16 protein-coding genes and 1 rRNA gene are annotated in these 14,587 nt (G+C 52.2%); 2 read left to right on the top strand and 15 right to left on the bottom strand.

Annotated features, from left to right (window positions below; all coding sequences use genetic code 11):
• Together CJP46_RS33670 and CJP46_RS33665 are read right to left on the bottom strand one after the other, a co-directional pair.
• Nucleotides 1-111 (bottom strand): 16S ribosomal RNA (locus CJP46_RS33670); the annotation flags it as partial.
• Nucleotides 112-633: 522 nt separating this feature from the next.
• The gene (locus CJP46_RS33665; protein WP_094599979.1) at nt 634-1,512 is read right to left on the bottom strand and encodes a nucleotidyltransferase-like protein; all 879 of its coding nucleotides are present in this window, start codon (nt 1,510-1,512) and stop codon (nt 634-636) included.
• A 119-nt stretch (nt 1,513-1,631) separates the two neighbouring features.
• Between CJP46_RS33665 and CJP46_RS33660 the strand changes: the two genes are divergently transcribed.
• Nucleotides 1,632-2,030, top strand: coding sequence for a DUF2614 family zinc ribbon-containing protein (locus CJP46_RS33660; protein ID WP_094599978.1), 399 nt, complete (start codon nt 1,632-1,634; stop codon nt 2,028-2,030).
• A gap of 83 nt (nt 2,031-2,113) precedes the next feature.
• Here CJP46_RS33660 and CJP46_RS33655 read toward each other — a convergent pair whose 3' ends face one another.
• From CJP46_RS33655 to uptA, 13 genes are all read right to left on the bottom strand, one after another.
• On the bottom strand, nt 2,114-3,826 hold the full coding sequence (locus CJP46_RS33655; protein ID WP_256992650.1) for a glycosyl hydrolase family 18 protein: 1,713 nt from the start codon (nt 3,824-3,826) through the stop codon (nt 2,114-2,116).
• A 121-nt stretch (nt 3,827-3,947) separates the two neighbouring features.
• On the bottom strand, nt 3,948-4,373 hold the full coding sequence (gene perR / locus CJP46_RS33650) for a peroxide-responsive transcriptional repressor PerR (RefSeq protein ID WP_076176019.1): 426 nt from the start codon (nt 4,371-4,373) through the stop codon (nt 3,948-3,950).
• A 123-nt stretch (nt 4,374-4,496) separates the two neighbouring features.
• On the bottom strand, nt 4,497-5,768 hold the full coding sequence (locus CJP46_RS33645; protein WP_094599987.1) for a DUF4097 family beta strand repeat-containing protein: 1,272 nt from the start codon (nt 5,766-5,768) through the stop codon (nt 4,497-4,499).
• Between the two features lie 61 nt (nt 5,769-5,829).
• On the bottom strand, nt 5,830-6,465 hold the full coding sequence (locus CJP46_RS33640) for a hypothetical protein (protein ID WP_094599976.1): 636 nt from the start codon (nt 6,463-6,465) through the stop codon (nt 5,830-5,832).
• Nucleotides 6,466-6,614: 149 nt separating this feature from the next.
• The gene (locus tag CJP46_RS33635) at nt 6,615-7,328 is read right to left on the bottom strand and encodes an MgtC/SapB family protein (protein WP_094599975.1); all 714 of its coding nucleotides are present in this window, start codon (nt 7,326-7,328) and stop codon (nt 6,615-6,617) included.
• Nucleotides 7,329-7,358: 30 nt separating this feature from the next.
• Entirely contained in the window at nt 7,359-7,829 is a 471-nt protein-coding gene (locus tag CJP46_RS33630) for a GNAT family N-acetyltransferase (protein WP_094599974.1), read from the bottom strand.
• 96 nt (nt 7,830-7,925) lie between these two features.
• Entirely contained in the window at nt 7,926-9,365 is a 1,440-nt protein-coding gene (gene gatB / locus CJP46_RS33625) for an Asp-tRNA(Asn)/Glu-tRNA(Gln) amidotransferase subunit GatB (protein ID WP_094599973.1), read from the bottom strand.
• Between the two features lie 33 nt (nt 9,366-9,398).
• Entirely contained in the window at nt 9,399-10,856 is a 1,458-nt protein-coding gene (gatA, locus tag CJP46_RS33620) for an Asp-tRNA(Asn)/Glu-tRNA(Gln) amidotransferase subunit GatA (protein WP_094599972.1), read from the bottom strand.
• Nucleotides 10,857-10,886: 30 nt separating this feature from the next.
• Nucleotides 10,887-11,174 carry an Asp-tRNA(Asn)/Glu-tRNA(Gln) amidotransferase subunit GatC gene (gene gatC, locus CJP46_RS33615; RefSeq protein ID WP_094599971.1) on the bottom strand — a complete coding sequence of 96 codons (288 nt, stop codon included), beginning with the start codon at nt 11,172-11,174 and terminating at the stop codon, nt 10,887-10,889.
• Nucleotides 11,175-11,616: 442 nt separating this feature from the next.
• Nucleotides 11,617-12,000: an ATPase gene (locus tag CJP46_RS33610; RefSeq protein WP_076176040.1), complete on the bottom strand. Its 384-nt coding sequence runs from the start codon at nt 11,998-12,000 to the stop codon at nt 11,617-11,619.
• 292 nt (nt 12,001-12,292) lie between these two features.
• Complete coding sequence (locus CJP46_RS33605) at nt 12,293-12,919, bottom strand: MBL fold metallo-hydrolase (protein WP_094599970.1); 627 nt, start codon at nt 12,917-12,919, stop codon at nt 12,293-12,295.
• 8 nt (nt 12,920-12,927) lie between these two features.
• Entirely contained in the window at nt 12,928-13,494 is a 567-nt protein-coding gene (locus CJP46_RS33600; RefSeq protein WP_094599969.1) for a thioredoxin family protein, read from the bottom strand.
• Nucleotides 13,494-14,108, bottom strand: a complete 615-nt coding sequence (gene uptA, locus CJP46_RS33595) for an undecaprenyl phosphate transporter UptA (protein WP_094599968.1) — start codon at nt 14,106-14,108, stop codon at nt 13,494-13,496. The genes CJP46_RS33600 and uptA overlap by 1 nt, the downstream gene beginning before the upstream one ends.
• Before the next feature lie 150 nt (nt 14,109-14,258).
• Here uptA and CJP46_RS33590 point away from each other — a divergent pair, with 150 nt between their 5' ends.
• Nucleotides 14,259-14,570 carry a dehydrogenase gene (locus CJP46_RS33590; RefSeq protein ID WP_094599967.1) on the top strand — a complete coding sequence of 104 codons (312 nt, stop codon included), beginning with the start codon at nt 14,259-14,261 and terminating at the stop codon, nt 14,568-14,570.
• The last annotated feature ends 17 nt before the right edge of the window (nt 14,571-14,587 follow it).

The raw sequence follows: 14,587 nt of genomic DNA, 5'->3' as shown, positions 1-14,587 counted from the left end.
CGTCCGCCGCTAACCATCAGAGGAGCAAGCTCCTCATCAAGTCCGCTCGACTTGCATGTATTAGGCACGCCGCCAGCGTTCGTCCTGAGCCAGGATCAAACTCTCCAAGAAAGTTGATATAGCTCATTTTGAATCTGACGAGATTGATTTAATCTCTTGTTGCTCCGGTCCGAAGACCGTCGCATGTATACTCACTCGTTGTTCAGTTTTCAAAGATCAAACTTCGTTTTGTTGTTGCCACCATGTTTCAGCGGCGACTTTTATAATGTACCATATTGCCCATCTTTTCGTCAAGCTTTTTTTTGATTGCTTTTAAAATCTTGTCGAATTCTCAGGTTTTTAGGAAACCGTCATTGAATGGGGCGAGTTATAATTTATCACAAAAATAATAATGGAGTCAACCACTTTTTAAAATCAACACGTCTTTTCAAAATTCCCCAATCTTCTTCTAACTATACCCCTGTAGAAGTATTTCATGAACATGCACGGTTAATCCTCCATTCCTCAGACATTCACCACCATTATCATCGCAGCTTCCTTCCTTCCTGAAAACAAAAAAAGAGGGACCATCCCCCTCTCTTCCGAAACCTTCTTTACTTATATGCACTCACTTATCTACTCGCTAAAAAACTGTTATTCCGCGGAATAGCGTATCCCCTGATTGCCGTAGGACGTCCCTTCGCTCCAGACCGCCGTTTCGCAGACCAACGACCGATTGACCAAAGTCCGCAGCACCAGCGGCAGCTTGTTGCTGATCATATCGAGCTCGGGATGCCGGATCAACTCTTCCACGCTCCAAGGCTTTGGGCGGCTTCTTAAAATATTCAGCAGCAGCACCGTGCACTCGGCCATTTTGGACATGACTGAAAACTCACAAGCAAGCATAACAAGCTCTACGCGCTGAGCGAGTGTTTCCGTGCTCTGGGTCAGCTCTTCATACAATTTATGAATGGCTGTGTTGAGTCCACGCACCTGCTCCCATACCGCTTTCTCCGGAAAAACCTTCTGCTCGATCAACTCGATCTTGGCCCAATGCTTAAGCGAATTCAGAACACTGTGGTAGGCATCCGTATAAAAGCCTTCCTGCATATAGCGTTTGGCCTCCACGTACATCCACAGGAAATGGGAAAATTCGTAAAGCATCTTCCGCTCCCTCAGCGGCTGCCTGAATTCAATGAAATCTTGGCGAAGCTGGGACAGCCGGGCATACGGATCGTGAACGATCTCGCCCTCCATAAAACATTTGACCAGGTCTCCCTTCTCGCCGGCAACCAGCCAGCGCCGAAGTGATTCCAAACTGACATGCAGCACTTGGCAGCGCAGTTCCCCTGCCATCGTATGTTCTACGGCTAATGTTTCATCTTCTTGTTTATGAACGATTAGTATAATAAGATCAAAGTCATGTAGTAGTGACCCATCAAATTTATGACCCTCTTGGCGGAAAATAATGGTTCCCATGGCATCGACATAAACCGACTCTCCATAAAAAAAAGACAAATTGGACAAATCCACGTCTCCCTCCATGCATTCCTTGGCGAAAATGAGCCAATTCAGTTATAATATACTTCTACATGTCCATGTCAGTTCCTTTTTGTAAATACAACAAATTTGATGATAGGAGCTAAAGATTCATGATTTTCAATCAAGCGAAAATTAACGCTTTCCGTCTTTGGGGCCTGCTGCTGACGATGCTGGGTATGGGTCTGATGGTTCTGGGGACGGCCGGCATCGTATTTTGGGGACATGCCGGCAAGGTGGTTGCAGCTATCGGTCTCGTGATCGGCCTGATCTCCATGATGGGCAGCCTCGGAATATACTTCTGGGCCGGCATGCTGTCGACCAGCGCGCTGCAGCTCGAATGTCCAGAATGTCACAAATTGACCAAAATGCTCGGAAAAACCGACCGCTGCATGTTCTGCCGTACGATTCTGACGCTGGATCCCAATCAGGCGAATACTACTCCCGAAGAGCTGCAGCATCAAGCCGCGCAGCAAAGCCAAGGAACCCAAGCGACGCCGCATCATCATTAAATACAAAAAAACCGGTATGACCTGATCGCAGGCCGTACCGGTTTTTTATTGTATAGGATATAAGTTCAAATTCAATAAGGTCATTAACGCTGTATTCCTTTTAACACTTTCCAGGCATCTTCCGTGCCGAAGCTTCGCGTCCAGGCCGCAACGCCACCCAATTTGAGCGACTTGGCCAGGTCCACTCTCGCCTGTAAGGACACTGCGTCCTCAATCCATATTTTTTTCAGTACCCCGTCTTCCTTATACTCCACATAATGCTGCTTTACGTCTTCCAGGTATTTGGGCTTCAGCTTCTTTTCCGCCAAAATGTCTTTGACGGTCTTCATTCCGACCGCTTTGGAGGATACCTCAACCTTTCCGTTCTTGGCCTCTTCCGACCAAATCCGCGTATACAGCGGAACGGCCAGAATCAATTTCTGCGGCGGTACGCCGTCCTCATCCAGGATCTTCCGGGCAGCCGCTTCGGCCCAAGGAAGGGAAGAAACCGAACCGGCTTCGGGACTTGATGCCCAATGCTCATCATAAGCCATCAGAACAATAAAATCTGCGGCTTCGCCCAATGCACTGCGGTCCAGAAATTTGGACCACAGCTCGCTGCTCGATTTCGGCGTAACGTCGACCGACAAGATCAGTCCCTTATCCTGCGCCAGCGGCTTCAGTTCACGCACAAACTGCGTAATATTGGGGCCGTCCTTCGTTTTTACATTTTCAAAATCGATATTGATCCCGTCCAGTTGGTACATCTGCGCCAGCTCCAGCAGCTGGATGATCGTATTCAGCCGCGTTTCGTACGTGGCCATCGCGTTCGTCGTAATGTCGGCATCGAAGCTGTTATTGATCAGCCCCCATACCTCCATCTTGCGCGCATGGGCTTTATTGACATAGGCCATATCGGCAGTGCTGCGCACGTTACCCTTGCCGTCGATAATGCTGAACCAGGTCGGGCTGACTACGTTGACACCGTCCAGTTTGTCCAATACGGCCGGATCGGGTTTGTTCTGGTAGACAGCTTCCCATGCCAGATTGACAGGTTTGCCTTTCCAGCTCCGCTCCGCCCGGGTTGGCGGTTGAGATGGAATGTCGACCGTCTTTTCGTCTCCCAGGGTGACCTCATCCTTGCGCACATATCCGCTGTAGCCGTTATCCATCTGAGCAAAATACCAAGAACCCTCCGAATTCCAGATCCGCAGAGCGGTGCCGCCCCGCATATCAGCCAAAATCGGCGAATGGATCGAATCATCCTTGCGGAGCTTCACCTTATCATCGGACTGCCCTTTGGCAGCCCCCATCTGTATCGTGTCCCCGGCCTTCATCAAAATGACGGCACCTGTAGCGGCATCCTGATGGATGTTGACCCCGTACAGTTCTTTGAGCGGCTGAATCGGCATGTACAGGACTCCGTCCTTTTCCTCTGGAGCAAACCGGAGCTCAACCGGCTTGTTGTTAAGCTGCGCTTTCTTCTGTCCGGTCTGCAGTCGCATCACCCGTACAGGCGTCGTCATAATGATGGACCGGGTCCCCGATTCATATCGAATCGTCGGGTCCACCACTTTTTGCAGTACCGTCAGCGGAAGCATCAACTGCTCGCCGGTTCCTTCAGCAGGTTCCGCCTGAAGCTCCCCTTCCACGAAGATCGGCTTGTCCATCCCGTGCCAATCCGGCTTTTCATGCAATGGATTCGGGAGAATTTCGGTCACCGTCAGATAGGCCCCGGCAATGATAAGGCACAAGCCCAAGAATATTGTAAAGCGCCTCCCCGCTGAGGGACGGCGTCGGCGTCTTCTTCTGTTCACTCGCTAGTCCTCCGTCGTTTATTCAATTTATGTCTTCCGGTATGTTCCGTATGGTCGTAAAACTCTGCCCGAAAAACAAAAACGTGAAGAATCCTTTGCAGGAGTCCGCACGTTTCAAAACTCATTGTTCTTTGCAAGAACTGCATATCCCATAAAGCTCCATCCTCAAGTCCTTGACCTTGAATCCAGTGCTCTGTTCTGCTGTATGCTCCACATCCTTCAGGGAAGGATACATGAAATCTTCAATTTTGCCGCATTTCTCGCAGATCACGTGAAAGTGATCCGATACGTTGGCATCAAAGCGGCTCGAATTATCTCCATAGGTCAGCTCATGGACCATACCTGCTTCCATAAACATCTTCAAATTGTTATATACGGTCGCGACGCTCATGCTCGGAAACTTGGGCTCGAGCGCGCGGTATATCTCATCCGCCGTCGGATGGTTCATGGACTCCATCAAATAGGCCAAAATCGCATGACGTTGGGGCGTAATCCGAACACCGGTTGCCTTCAGTTGTTCTAGTGCATGTTGGACTCGCGTAGACATGATTCCCACCGCCTTTTTTGTTTTAACATAGTCGTTAATAACTTTATTGTACGTTTATCTTTTGAGCTTTGTCAACGGACCGGGCCCCACAGAAGTCGTTAAAACTCCCATGTTTATCCTGATTTAATATTTATTCACACTCAGCTCGCTGTTGCCTTCGACATGGATCGTATAATCGCCAGTTCCGATCTGGCCGGTAATGCTCTTCTTGTCCACGACGAACTCGGGGAACATGTTATGAATATCGCCGTAGCTGATCGTTCCATCTATGGCGTAGCTGCCCTCCTCAGGCAGATCAAGGATAAGCTCCCCGACAGCGCTGTAGATGTCCCAGTTCCCGCCGACGGTGCTCGATCTTGAGGTAATATCTCCGTTGAGAGACTCTGCTGTAAAATCAGATTTGATATCGTCCGCATAAATGTTGCCGTTCTTGGTGTTTACATTAATTTTACCCAGGGCCCGAATGACCGACAGATTTCCGACCTGGGATGTCAGCGCGACCGAATCGGAAACATCCACCGCCTCCATATTCCCCCGGTTGGTTGTGAGATCGACCGAACCGGTCACGTTTGCGGCCTGAACGGCGCCGTTGAGCGTTTTCCCTTTTACCTGCCCAAGAACATGGTTCAGCTTGAGTTCGCCATTCGCACTTTCCAGCGTAATTTGCTCAATGGCCTCCACATTGTTCAAGGTAATGCCGCCGTTCATCGTCCGGATGGAAAAATTAAAGCGGCGGTCTTCCGGCAGCGTAATGGTCAGGTTCATGCGCGGTTGTCTTTTGCCGGATTGCCCGTAGGCTTTGCCTTTGGTTTGGATCGTAACGTTGCTTCCGTCGCTGACGTTGACCGTAGATTCCTGCTCGATCACATCCGCTTCCGGACCGGTAATCTGATCCACCCACATCTCGGTATTCACCCGAATATCATCCACCGGACCGCGCTGCAGCAAAATATCGCCGTTAATATTGTCGACGTTCACCGTCTGAGTCTCGAGGGCGACAGGAATGGAAACCGGGTCCTTGTCAAAACGCTTCCCCTTCGCCTCGCTGTAATCCACGCCAGCCGCCGTCAAATTCAAACTGACCTTATTCCACAAGTGCAGATAGTGGCTCTGTTCAGTGACGACAAACACGGAAGCCGACAGCAGCACGGCCATCAGCAGCCCGCGAATATCAAGCTGGAATCGCCCATGTCTGGGTGCCTGCGATTTCCGCATAAACCAGTACAGCACGATATATTCGGCACCCCATAGGACGGCCAGTAGCGGCCACCACTTCAGGAGGAGCAGCATGTGTTCAGTTCCTTGAACCGCATCCGTCAAAAGCAGTGCGCCGGTCACAACCAGCAGCAGCACGGCAGTGAAACGCCCCACTCGTAATTTCGGTTTTCGGTTCACGTCGTCGATCACCTCTTTCCACACTGCATCACAGCCATGAATCAAGCTGTGGTACAGCGGTTCATTTTCCACGTTTCTGGTTTAAAAAAAGGAGCGTCTCCCGAAGCCCGAAAAACAAGCCGAGAACGATCAAAACGACCGCAGCAGCGGTTTGTCCGTACTGTTCAATAAAAATGCCAAGCCATTTGGGCTTCTGATAAAAGGCGATCATAAGCAGCCCGCCGGCAACAAGGTATACACCAAAAGCGATGCTGCGTTCCACAGCAAATGGATGCGCCCGCTCCGCCTCCTCTTCGTCCGGCAGCTCAAGCCTAGCCTTTCTCCGGTGATAAATTACATAATCCGCAGCTTGAAGCACGTCGTACACGCTATAAAAATAAGCCACAGGAAATAAGAGCGCGAGTAAAATAAGCAAGGGAACGTTGATTTGGATCCCGATGGAGGAAAAATAGAGCAGCGCCGACGCATCCAGCATCAGGGCAAATATGAATGAGATCCCTTTGCGGTACAATCCCAGATATATATGGCCGAGTCCCGGACATATCGCTGCAAGAAGCCCTGCGGTAAATTTGCGCTTACGGGAATACAGCCGCCGTTTCCGGATCCCCCGCTCCGCCTTGGGACCTCTGCGTAACCGGCGCTTATCTTTCTCCGATTCGTCTGCTGAATTGGTTGAGTGACGTCCGGCAGTATGCATACTTGCAGCTCCTTTCTTCAGTCGTGTCTGGCCGAGTCCTTTTTTCTGATAGTACCCCAATCCGTCTCCCATTTAACAGGTAAATATCTGGATGACCCGTCCCGCCAAAGCAAAAACCCCCGGTTTCCCGGGAGCTTTCGGCGGTTTCGTCAGTCTAGGGATACCATTGTAATTCCTTCCAGCTTCCGGATTTCCGAAGCCAGCTGCAGTGGATCGAATGTATGTTTGATGAGAACATGCATCGAAATTTCGAGCGTCGTGGTGGAGGGCTGCAGCTCGAAGGGCGAGGCTGTACTCCGCTCGTTAATGATTAATTTTTTGACGGCGATGCCTTCCGCTTGAACCAGTTCCGATATCGATTCGAGCAGCCCTGGAACCGAAACGGCATGGAAGGTGAACAGGTGGAGCTTGCTCCCCTTGATATAACGCTGCTCCAGCTTATTAAACACGACGAGCGTCAGCAAAATAAGCAGCGTGGCAGCGATGGACGCGAAGTAAAATCCGGCGCCTACAGACAGGCCGACCGCAGCAACGACCCACACGGAAGCCGCCGTCGTTAAACCCGTGATGGATTTGCCGGTAAATAGAATCGTTCCCGCCCCCAGAAACCCGATCCCCGTAATAACGGCCGATGCCAATCGGGCTGGGTCGATCCGGATGTTCACCTCGTGAACGAATTCGGAGAAGCCATAGATGGACAGCATAATAATTAATGCCGATCCCATGCACACTAAAATATGAGTTCGGAGTCCAGCCGCGTGGTTGGATCGCTCACGTTCCAGACCAACCAATCCGCCGAGCAGCATAGACAGCAGCAAACGCAGCAAAATATGTACATTATCGATATACCAAGGATCCTGCAAGACTCAACCTCTCCCATTCTGCTGAGGTATTTATTGTGACGATTCGGACGCTCTGTGAAAGGTCGTCAGCTCCACACCTGGGGCTACCTCATACCGGTCAAAAGGAACAAAGCCGTACTTGGTATACAGGGCCACGGCCGGCGTGTTCTTGGTCCCCGTGGACACGATGAATAAGGGGACGTCCGGATGAAGATCCAGCACGTGCTGGATCAGGCTGCCCGCAATCCCCTTGCGGAAATGATCGGGATGAACCATCATCCGGCTGATCGTTAGCGTATCCGGCGCTTCCTGCTCCGTCGCTACCGCACCGATAAGTTCCCCGTCCTCATTTAAGCATCCGTAAAAATCCTCTTTGCACTGACGAATCGTTTCATGGGTATCCATCAGCGGCGGAATGTCGCGAAACCCGATCCGTTCCGCCTCCAGCCGGTAAGCCATATGCTGCAGGCGCCAGATCTGATCGACCATGTCCTCGTCATCCAGAAACAGTCTGTTTATCATATTCGGTATCACCTCGAGCGCATGCGCGAAAATGAAATACAAAGCTAAATAAAAGAGGCTTGTCACACGGACAAGCCCCAGAGGAAGCTCAAGCTTTTATTGGCTCAATATTTCAGCCAGCAGCTTGTTGACAAGCGCAGGGTTAGCTTTGCCCTTGCTCTCCTTCATGACCTGGCCGACCAGGAAGCCGATCGCTTTCTGTTTGCCCGCCTTGAAGTCCTCGACGGATTGCGGATTCGCCGCGACCACCTGTTCGACGATCGTTTTGATCGCACCTTCGTCGCTGATCTGCACTAGCCCCTTCTCCTCGACGATCTGTTGAGGAAGCTTGCCAGATTCGAGCATTTCCTTGAATACCGTCTTGGCGATTTTGCTGCTGATCGTGCCCTTCTCGATCAATCCGATCATTTCGCCGAGCCCGCGGCCGGTAATTTTGAGGGCCGGCAATTCCAGGCCGGTACTGTTCAAGTATCCGAGAAGGTCGCCCATAATCCAGTTGGATACTGCTTTGGCGTCCTTCGTATAGTTCAGGCTGTCCTCGAAAAAGTCCGCGAGCGGCTTCGAAGACGTAATGACGCCCGCATCATAACTCGGAAGGCCATATTCGGAAGAATAACGCGCCTGCCGGGCATCCGGAAGCTCGGGAATCGTTGCACGGATGCGCTCCTTCCAGGCTTCGTCGATATGAAGTCTGACGAGGTCTGGATCCGGGAAATAGCGGTAGTCATGCGCTTCTTCCTTGCTGCGCATCGACAGCGTTTTGCCAGCCGCCTCGTCCCAGCGGCGCGTCTCCTGCACAACTTTGCCGCCGTCGTCCAAAATTTCCGCCTGGCGGTACTCTTCGTACTCCAGGCCCCGCTGAACGCCGCGGAAGGAGTTCATGTTCTTCAGCTCGGCGCGGGTGCCGAATTCCTTTTGCCCCACCGGACGGATACTGATATTCGCGTCGCAGCGCATGGAGCCTTCCTCCATCTTCACGTCGGAAACTTCGCAGTACTGCATGATTGCGCGGAGCTTCTCCAGGTAGGCCTTCGCCTCTTCCGGCGACGATATGTCAGGTTCGGACACGATTTCGACAAGCGGCGTTCCGACGCGGTTAAAGTCGACCAGTGACGCATATCCTCCGTCGACATGTGTCAGCTTGCCCGCATCTTCTTCCAGGTGCAGACGGGTAATCCCGATGCGTTTCGTCTCGCCGTCGACTTCGATATCGATCCAGCCATTCTCGCCGATCGGCTGGTCGTACTGGGAAATTTGATAAGCCTTGGGCGAATCGGGATAGAAATAGTTTTTACGGTCGAATTTGCTCACATCGGCGATCGTGCAGTTCAGCGCCATGGCCGCTTTCATCGCATAATCGACAGCCTGGCGGTTCAGCACGGGCAGTACGCCGGGATGTCCGAGGCAGATCGGGCATGTATGCGTGTTCGGCGGCGCGCCGAATTCGGTGGAGCAGCCGCAGAAAATTTTCGAATTGGTGTGCAGTTCGACATGGACTTCCAGTCCAATGACAGTTTCGTATTTGGTTGATGACATATTGTTCTTGCTCCCTCCTGGTCCCGCCTGAGATTACAGCTTCGGCTGCAGCTTATGATGTTCGGTGTTCTGCTCGTATGCATGGGCGACGCGCAGCACCGTGGATTCGTCAAAGGCTTTGCCGATGATCTGCAGGCCGACCGGCAGCCCGTCCGCCAGCCCGCACGGAACGCTGATCGCAGGAACACCGGCGAGGCTGACCGGAATGGTCAAAATATCGTTCAAATACATCGTCAGTGGATCATCCACCTGGGACCCCAGCCTGAACGCTGTCGTCGGTGCGGTAGGTCCGATAATGATGTCGTAATTCTCAAAGACATTGTCGAAGTCCTGCTTAATGAGCGTACGGGCTTTCTGGGCTTTCAAGTAGTAGGCATCATAGTAACCCGAGCTCAATGCGTAGGTGCCGAGCATAATCCGGCGCTTGACTTCCGGACCGAAGCCCTTGCTTCTCGATTCGTGGTACAAATCGATCAAGCTGCCTGCATGGTCGGCACGGGCGCCGTAGCGCACGCCGTCGAAACGCGCGAGGTTCGAAGACGCCTCCGACGAAGCCAGAAGATAATACGTCGCCACCGCGTATTCGGTATGCGGCAAGGACACTTCCTCCCATACGGCTCCGAGGCCTTCCAGCACCTTCAAAGCGGCCAAAATTTTCTCCTTCACGGCCGGGTCGATCCCTTCGCCCATATATTCCTTCGGCACCGCGATGCGCAGTCCGCGGACATCTCCGGTCAACGCACTCAGATAGTCCGGAATATCGACATTCGCCGATGTCGAATCCATATGGTCATGGCCGGCGATGGCCTGAAGTACGTAAGCGGAGTCCTCCACGTTCTTGGTCACCGGGCCGATCTGGTCCAGCGAGGATGCGAAGGCCACGAGGCCGAAGCGGGAAACGAGGCCGTAGGTCGGCTTCAATCCGACCACGCCGCAGTAGGATGCAGGCTGGCGGATCGATCCTCCGGTGTCCGAGCCCAGCGTAAAGTATGCTTCGCCGGCGGCCACCGCCGCTGCCGAGCCGCCGCTGGAGCCGCCAGGCACGCGGTCCAGGTCCCAAGGGTTACGGACCGGACGGAAGCTGGAATTTTCATTCGAGCCGCCCATGGCAAACTCGTCCATATTCAGCTTGCCCAGCGTAACCGCATCCGCCTCACGCAGCTTGCGGGTCACGGTTGCGTCATAGACCGGATTAAAATTCGACAGGAACTGGCTGGCGCAGGTCGTGCGCAAGCCTTCCGTCACGATATTATCCTTAATTCCGACAGGCAGGCCGAAGAGCAGGCCGCGCGGCTGACCGGACGCCAGCTTGTCGTCGAGACGGCGGGCCGTATTCCGCGCCTCCTCCTCATTCAACGTCAAAAAAGCCCCGATGCGTTCGTCCCGCTCGGCGATGACCTGAAATGACTGGTCAACAAGCTCCTGCACGGACAGCTCCTTGGCATGCAGCTTGTTATGTAATTCTTGCAAAGTATGGTTAAACAGGCTCAAGTGAATGCTCCTCCCTTCAATGATTCGCCGCTAATCCAAGACAGCCGGCACTTTGAATTGTCCGTCTTCCTCTTCAGGGGCGTTGGCCATAACTTTCTCGATTGGCAGACTATCTTTCGCTTCATCCTCGCGCATAATATTGCTGAGATGCAGCACATGCGTCGTCGGCTCCACTCCGTCGGTATCGAGTTCATTCAATTTCTCGGCATATTGTAAAATGGCGTTCAGCTGCTCGGTCAGCATCTGCTCTTCCTCCGGCGTGAAATTGAGCCGGGCCAGCTTGGCCACATGCTGAACGTCTTGATTGGTAATACTCATCAGCGGTTCCTCCTTGTTCCTTCTTATCTAAGCATCCCTGTAGCATTCCATCCGGATCTGATTCAGCGAAGCATCCTTGTCCTGAAGCAGCCCGGGATTCGCGGCGTCATGGCCGCAAAAACGCGTGGATATGCCCTTGCAGACTGCTGGTGTTTAAAGGATTAAAGCCTCAGGATAACGTTTCTAATTATATTGTAGAACCGGGGAAGATTCAATGCACCCGGTCAAAATGGATCTCGCCAATTGCCTGCTGGACGGTACCCCTATTCCATTCCTTAACCGAAAGCCACGTCCGGTATACCTTAAAAGAAAAACGTCTATCAACGTGCATTCGAAGAAGCCGACCGCATTTAGCGGAAATTTTATTCCGATATTAAAATGCCGTGTCTCCGAAACTTACGCCCTTAAATGCAAAAAAGAGCCGGCTCGTAAGCCGACTCCTCTAAATCCAGGCGCGGAGATTTACCTGTTTGATAAATTCCGCCTGGGAGAGCACTTCAGGCGCAGTCTCTTCTTCCTTCTCATCCTGCTCAAGCTCGCCGTTCATAATCTGATGAAACAGCTTCTCGTTATATGTCGCAAGGGCGTAATCGATCAGCGCTTCCCGCGTGGTCATCTCAACTTCATGCTGTATGAGCAACTCTTCTGGCTCAACATCACTCGATGGCACGAAAAAGTTACGATTAATCTTCGGTACCCGAATTACGTAATCAAAAGCATTATCCGGGTTCCGGTCATAGGCAATCAGATAACCGTATTCCCCAATAGGAAGGTTCTGCTCAAAGGCGTCCGCGACGATTACAATTTTCTCCCCTAATTGCAGCATCGTCTACCTCCTAGATGTATGTCTTTCATTGTCTGTATAGTCTACTAAAAAAACATAGACATGTAAATGGAAAGCTGAAGAAAAAATATATATGGAGAAAAATAAAGTGCGTCCCCATGAAAAGTCCCGGAAAATAAAAGAACGCAAACCGGGATCGGGCCACAGCTTGCGTGCTTCGCGAAAGTAAAAGGTTCATTAAATTAATCACATTGTATCAATCTTGTAACCGGTTGTCCAGACAAATTTGCTCAAAAATTGTCGGAAAATGATGACTCCCTATCGATTCCAGCCCTTAACGGACATAGGGATTGTTCGCCCGCTCATAACCAATCGAAGTTTTGGGTCCATGGCCGGGGTATACCTTCACGTCATCCGGGAACGTAAACAGCGTATTCTGGATGGAGTCAATCAGGTCCCTCTCTCTTCCCCCGTACAAGTCCGTTCGTCCAACGCCAAGCTTGAACAGGACGTCACCGGAAAAAAGGTCGTTTCCGCAAAGAAAGCTGACGCTTCCGGGCGAATGTCCAGGCGTATGGTAGACGGTAAACGTGCGGCCGATCAACTGCAGCTCCTGGCCACCGTCCAAGCTGTATTCCGCCGGATCGGTTGTCAGCGGCGGGGTTACCTGCGGCCAGTTTTGCGAGCCGTTCATCTTCGGGTTCACCAGCCATTCGCTTTCCAGGTCATGAAGATACACCGGCGCTTTGGTTAGTTTGCGAACTTCGTCGACGCCGCCCATATGGTCGAAATGGGCATGGGTCAGCAGAATGGCTTCAATCTCCAAACCCGCGATATGCCGGATCAGCGGAGCGGGATTCATGCCGGGATCAATGATGACGGCACGGCCGGGATCGTCGCCGGTCAGGACATAACAGTTGGTTTCCAGCGGCCCGAGGCTAAAGGATCGGATGTTCAGCATAGTTTTGATCAAAACCCGGAAATCAGTTCACGCAGCTCTTTGATGATCGAGGCGTGAAAGCCCGTTCCTTCCCCGTAAGCTTCGACGATCTGTTTGCGGGTAACCGCCAGGTTGTCCTGATAATCGGCAGCTTCCCGGTCCGGATTGTTCTGTTTGAACTCGACCATGAACTTTTGGACATGAGCCGGACGCGGCCCCCAAGTGCCCAAGACGTATCCGCCCGTATCCGCAAAAATAACAACAGGCACGCTCCGGCCGCCCATCGTCAAATACTGGTCCATCAGATCAAAATTCTCTTCCAAAATTAACACTTCGACGGGGATCTCCGCCGCTTCCAGCGCTCGGAATACGACCGGAACGTTGCGCACGACGTCGCCGCACCAATCAGCAGCCAGGATCAGCACGCGAAGGTCGTCGCGAAACTTCAAGCTTTCAAAAAACTGCCGGTCGCCTTCATCGTTCCACGCAAACTGCTCGTAGCCGTTCTTGAAGGCCTCCTGGTTCTTCTGCATGCCGTTTATGAACTGTTCGGGAGAAATCCCGCGGTTCAAATAGTCCGCCACATTTTTAGCCATTAGTGAACGCCTCTCTTCCTTCTGTTATTTATCCATTTAATCAGAAAATACACGATCAGCAGCGCCAGTGCAATGAGCAGAATCGGCGTAATGTATGGAGCCGCCTTCTCGTCGATATGCTCCCACTGGTCGCCGAGCAGATACCCAAGGTACACAAACAATGCGGACCAAGGAATGACAGCCAGGGTGGTCAGCAGCGTAAAGCGTCCGAGATTCATCCGGGAGATTCCCGCAGGGATGGAGATGGCGTGCCTTGCTACCGGGATAAACCGGGCGGTAAAAATAACGCCTGTCCCGTATTTGTTGAACCACTCCTCCGCGTAATCGATATGTTTCTTATGGATGAAAATAAATTTCCCGTACTTCTCCAGTACCGGGCGTCCCCCGTAGCGGCCGATCCAATAGATGAACAGCTGCGCGATCACGCCGCCAACCGTTCCAAAAACGACCGCGCCGATATAGTTGATATGGCCCGACGACACCAGAAACCCTCCGAACGCCAGCACGATCTCGCTGGGGATGACCTCGATCATCAGGCCCAGCATAATTCCGAAATAACCCAGACTTTGAATCCAGTGAAATAACTGATTAATGATATCCGATATAAAATGCACGCCGGCCCCCACTTCCCTAGTGTTTACTATCTTACTTCAAAGCTATTCTAGCACAGGGATGGACATGACTTCTACTTGGCGCCCAAATAGCGCCGGCCGGTGTCTTCCCGGGGATAGGCAGCATATGGTGTGGGAAAAGGAGTGAGTCAGATGCCCCAGATCCCGCAAAATAAAAAAGCCGCTCTGCCCACGGCGCGCGGCATCCGCAGGAAATGCAGCAACGAGCTCTACCGGGCGATAAAGCGAATGAAGGTGCATATTCCGGCAGATCTGGTCAAACAGGGGGAAGCGATGTACTACCGCAAAGTGGTAGGCAACCTCCTATGGATTCATGAAAACCGGAGCAACCGTAAGGTGCAGTGCGACTGGTGGGACAAAGAAGTCTGTCCGGAGCTCGCCGAATTGTGGCAGCTGGATCCGGGCAGGCTCAGCGGCGCGTTCCGCGACGCTTACGGCGGGTAACGCTCGATCTGTGCACC

This window comes from Paenibacillus sp. XY044, from assembly GCF_002257645.1.
GTDB lineage: Bacteria > Bacillota > Bacilli > Paenibacillales > Paenibacillaceae > Paenibacillus_AQ.
Note: the sequence above shows the minus strand (reverse complement) of the source record. Positions and strands in the feature narration are given on the sequence as shown.

Excerpts from the sequence above, each read along its gene's own strand:
- CJP46_RS33660 (WP_094599978.1), top strand. The coding sequence starts at position 1,632 with ATGATTTTCAATCAAGCGAAAATTAACGCTTTCCGTCTTTGGGGCCTG.
- perR (WP_076176019.1), bottom strand. The coding sequence starts at position 4,373 with ATGTCTACGCGAGTCCAACATGCACTAGAACAACTGAAGGCAACCGGT.
- CJP46_RS33640 (WP_094599976.1), bottom strand. The coding sequence starts at position 6,465 with ATGCATACTGCCGGACGTCACTCAACCAATTCAGCAGACGAATCGGAG.
- CJP46_RS33630 (WP_094599974.1), bottom strand. The coding sequence starts at position 7,829 with ATGATAAACAGACTGTTTCTGGATGACGAGGACATGGTCGATCAGATC.
- gatB (WP_094599973.1), bottom strand. The coding sequence starts at position 9,365 with ATGTCATCAACCAAATACGAAACTGTCATTGGACTGGAAGTCCATGTC.
- gatC (WP_094599971.1), bottom strand. The coding sequence starts at position 11,174 with ATGAGTATTACCAATCAAGACGTTCAGCATGTGGCCAAGCTGGCCCGG.
- CJP46_RS33610 (WP_076176040.1), bottom strand. The coding sequence starts at position 12,000 with ATGCTGCAATTAGGGGAGAAAATTGTAATCGTCGCGGACGCCTTTGAG.
- CJP46_RS33605 (WP_094599970.1), bottom strand. The coding sequence starts at position 12,919 with ATGCTGAACATCCGATCCTTTAGCCTCGGGCCGCTGGAAACCAACTGT.
- CJP46_RS33600 (WP_094599969.1), bottom strand. The coding sequence starts at position 13,494 with ATGGCTAAAAATGTGGCGGACTATTTGAACCGCGGGATTTCTCCCGAA.
- CJP46_RS33590 (WP_094599967.1), top strand. The coding sequence starts at position 14,259 with ATGCCCCAGATCCCGCAAAATAAAAAAGCCGCTCTGCCCACGGCGCGC.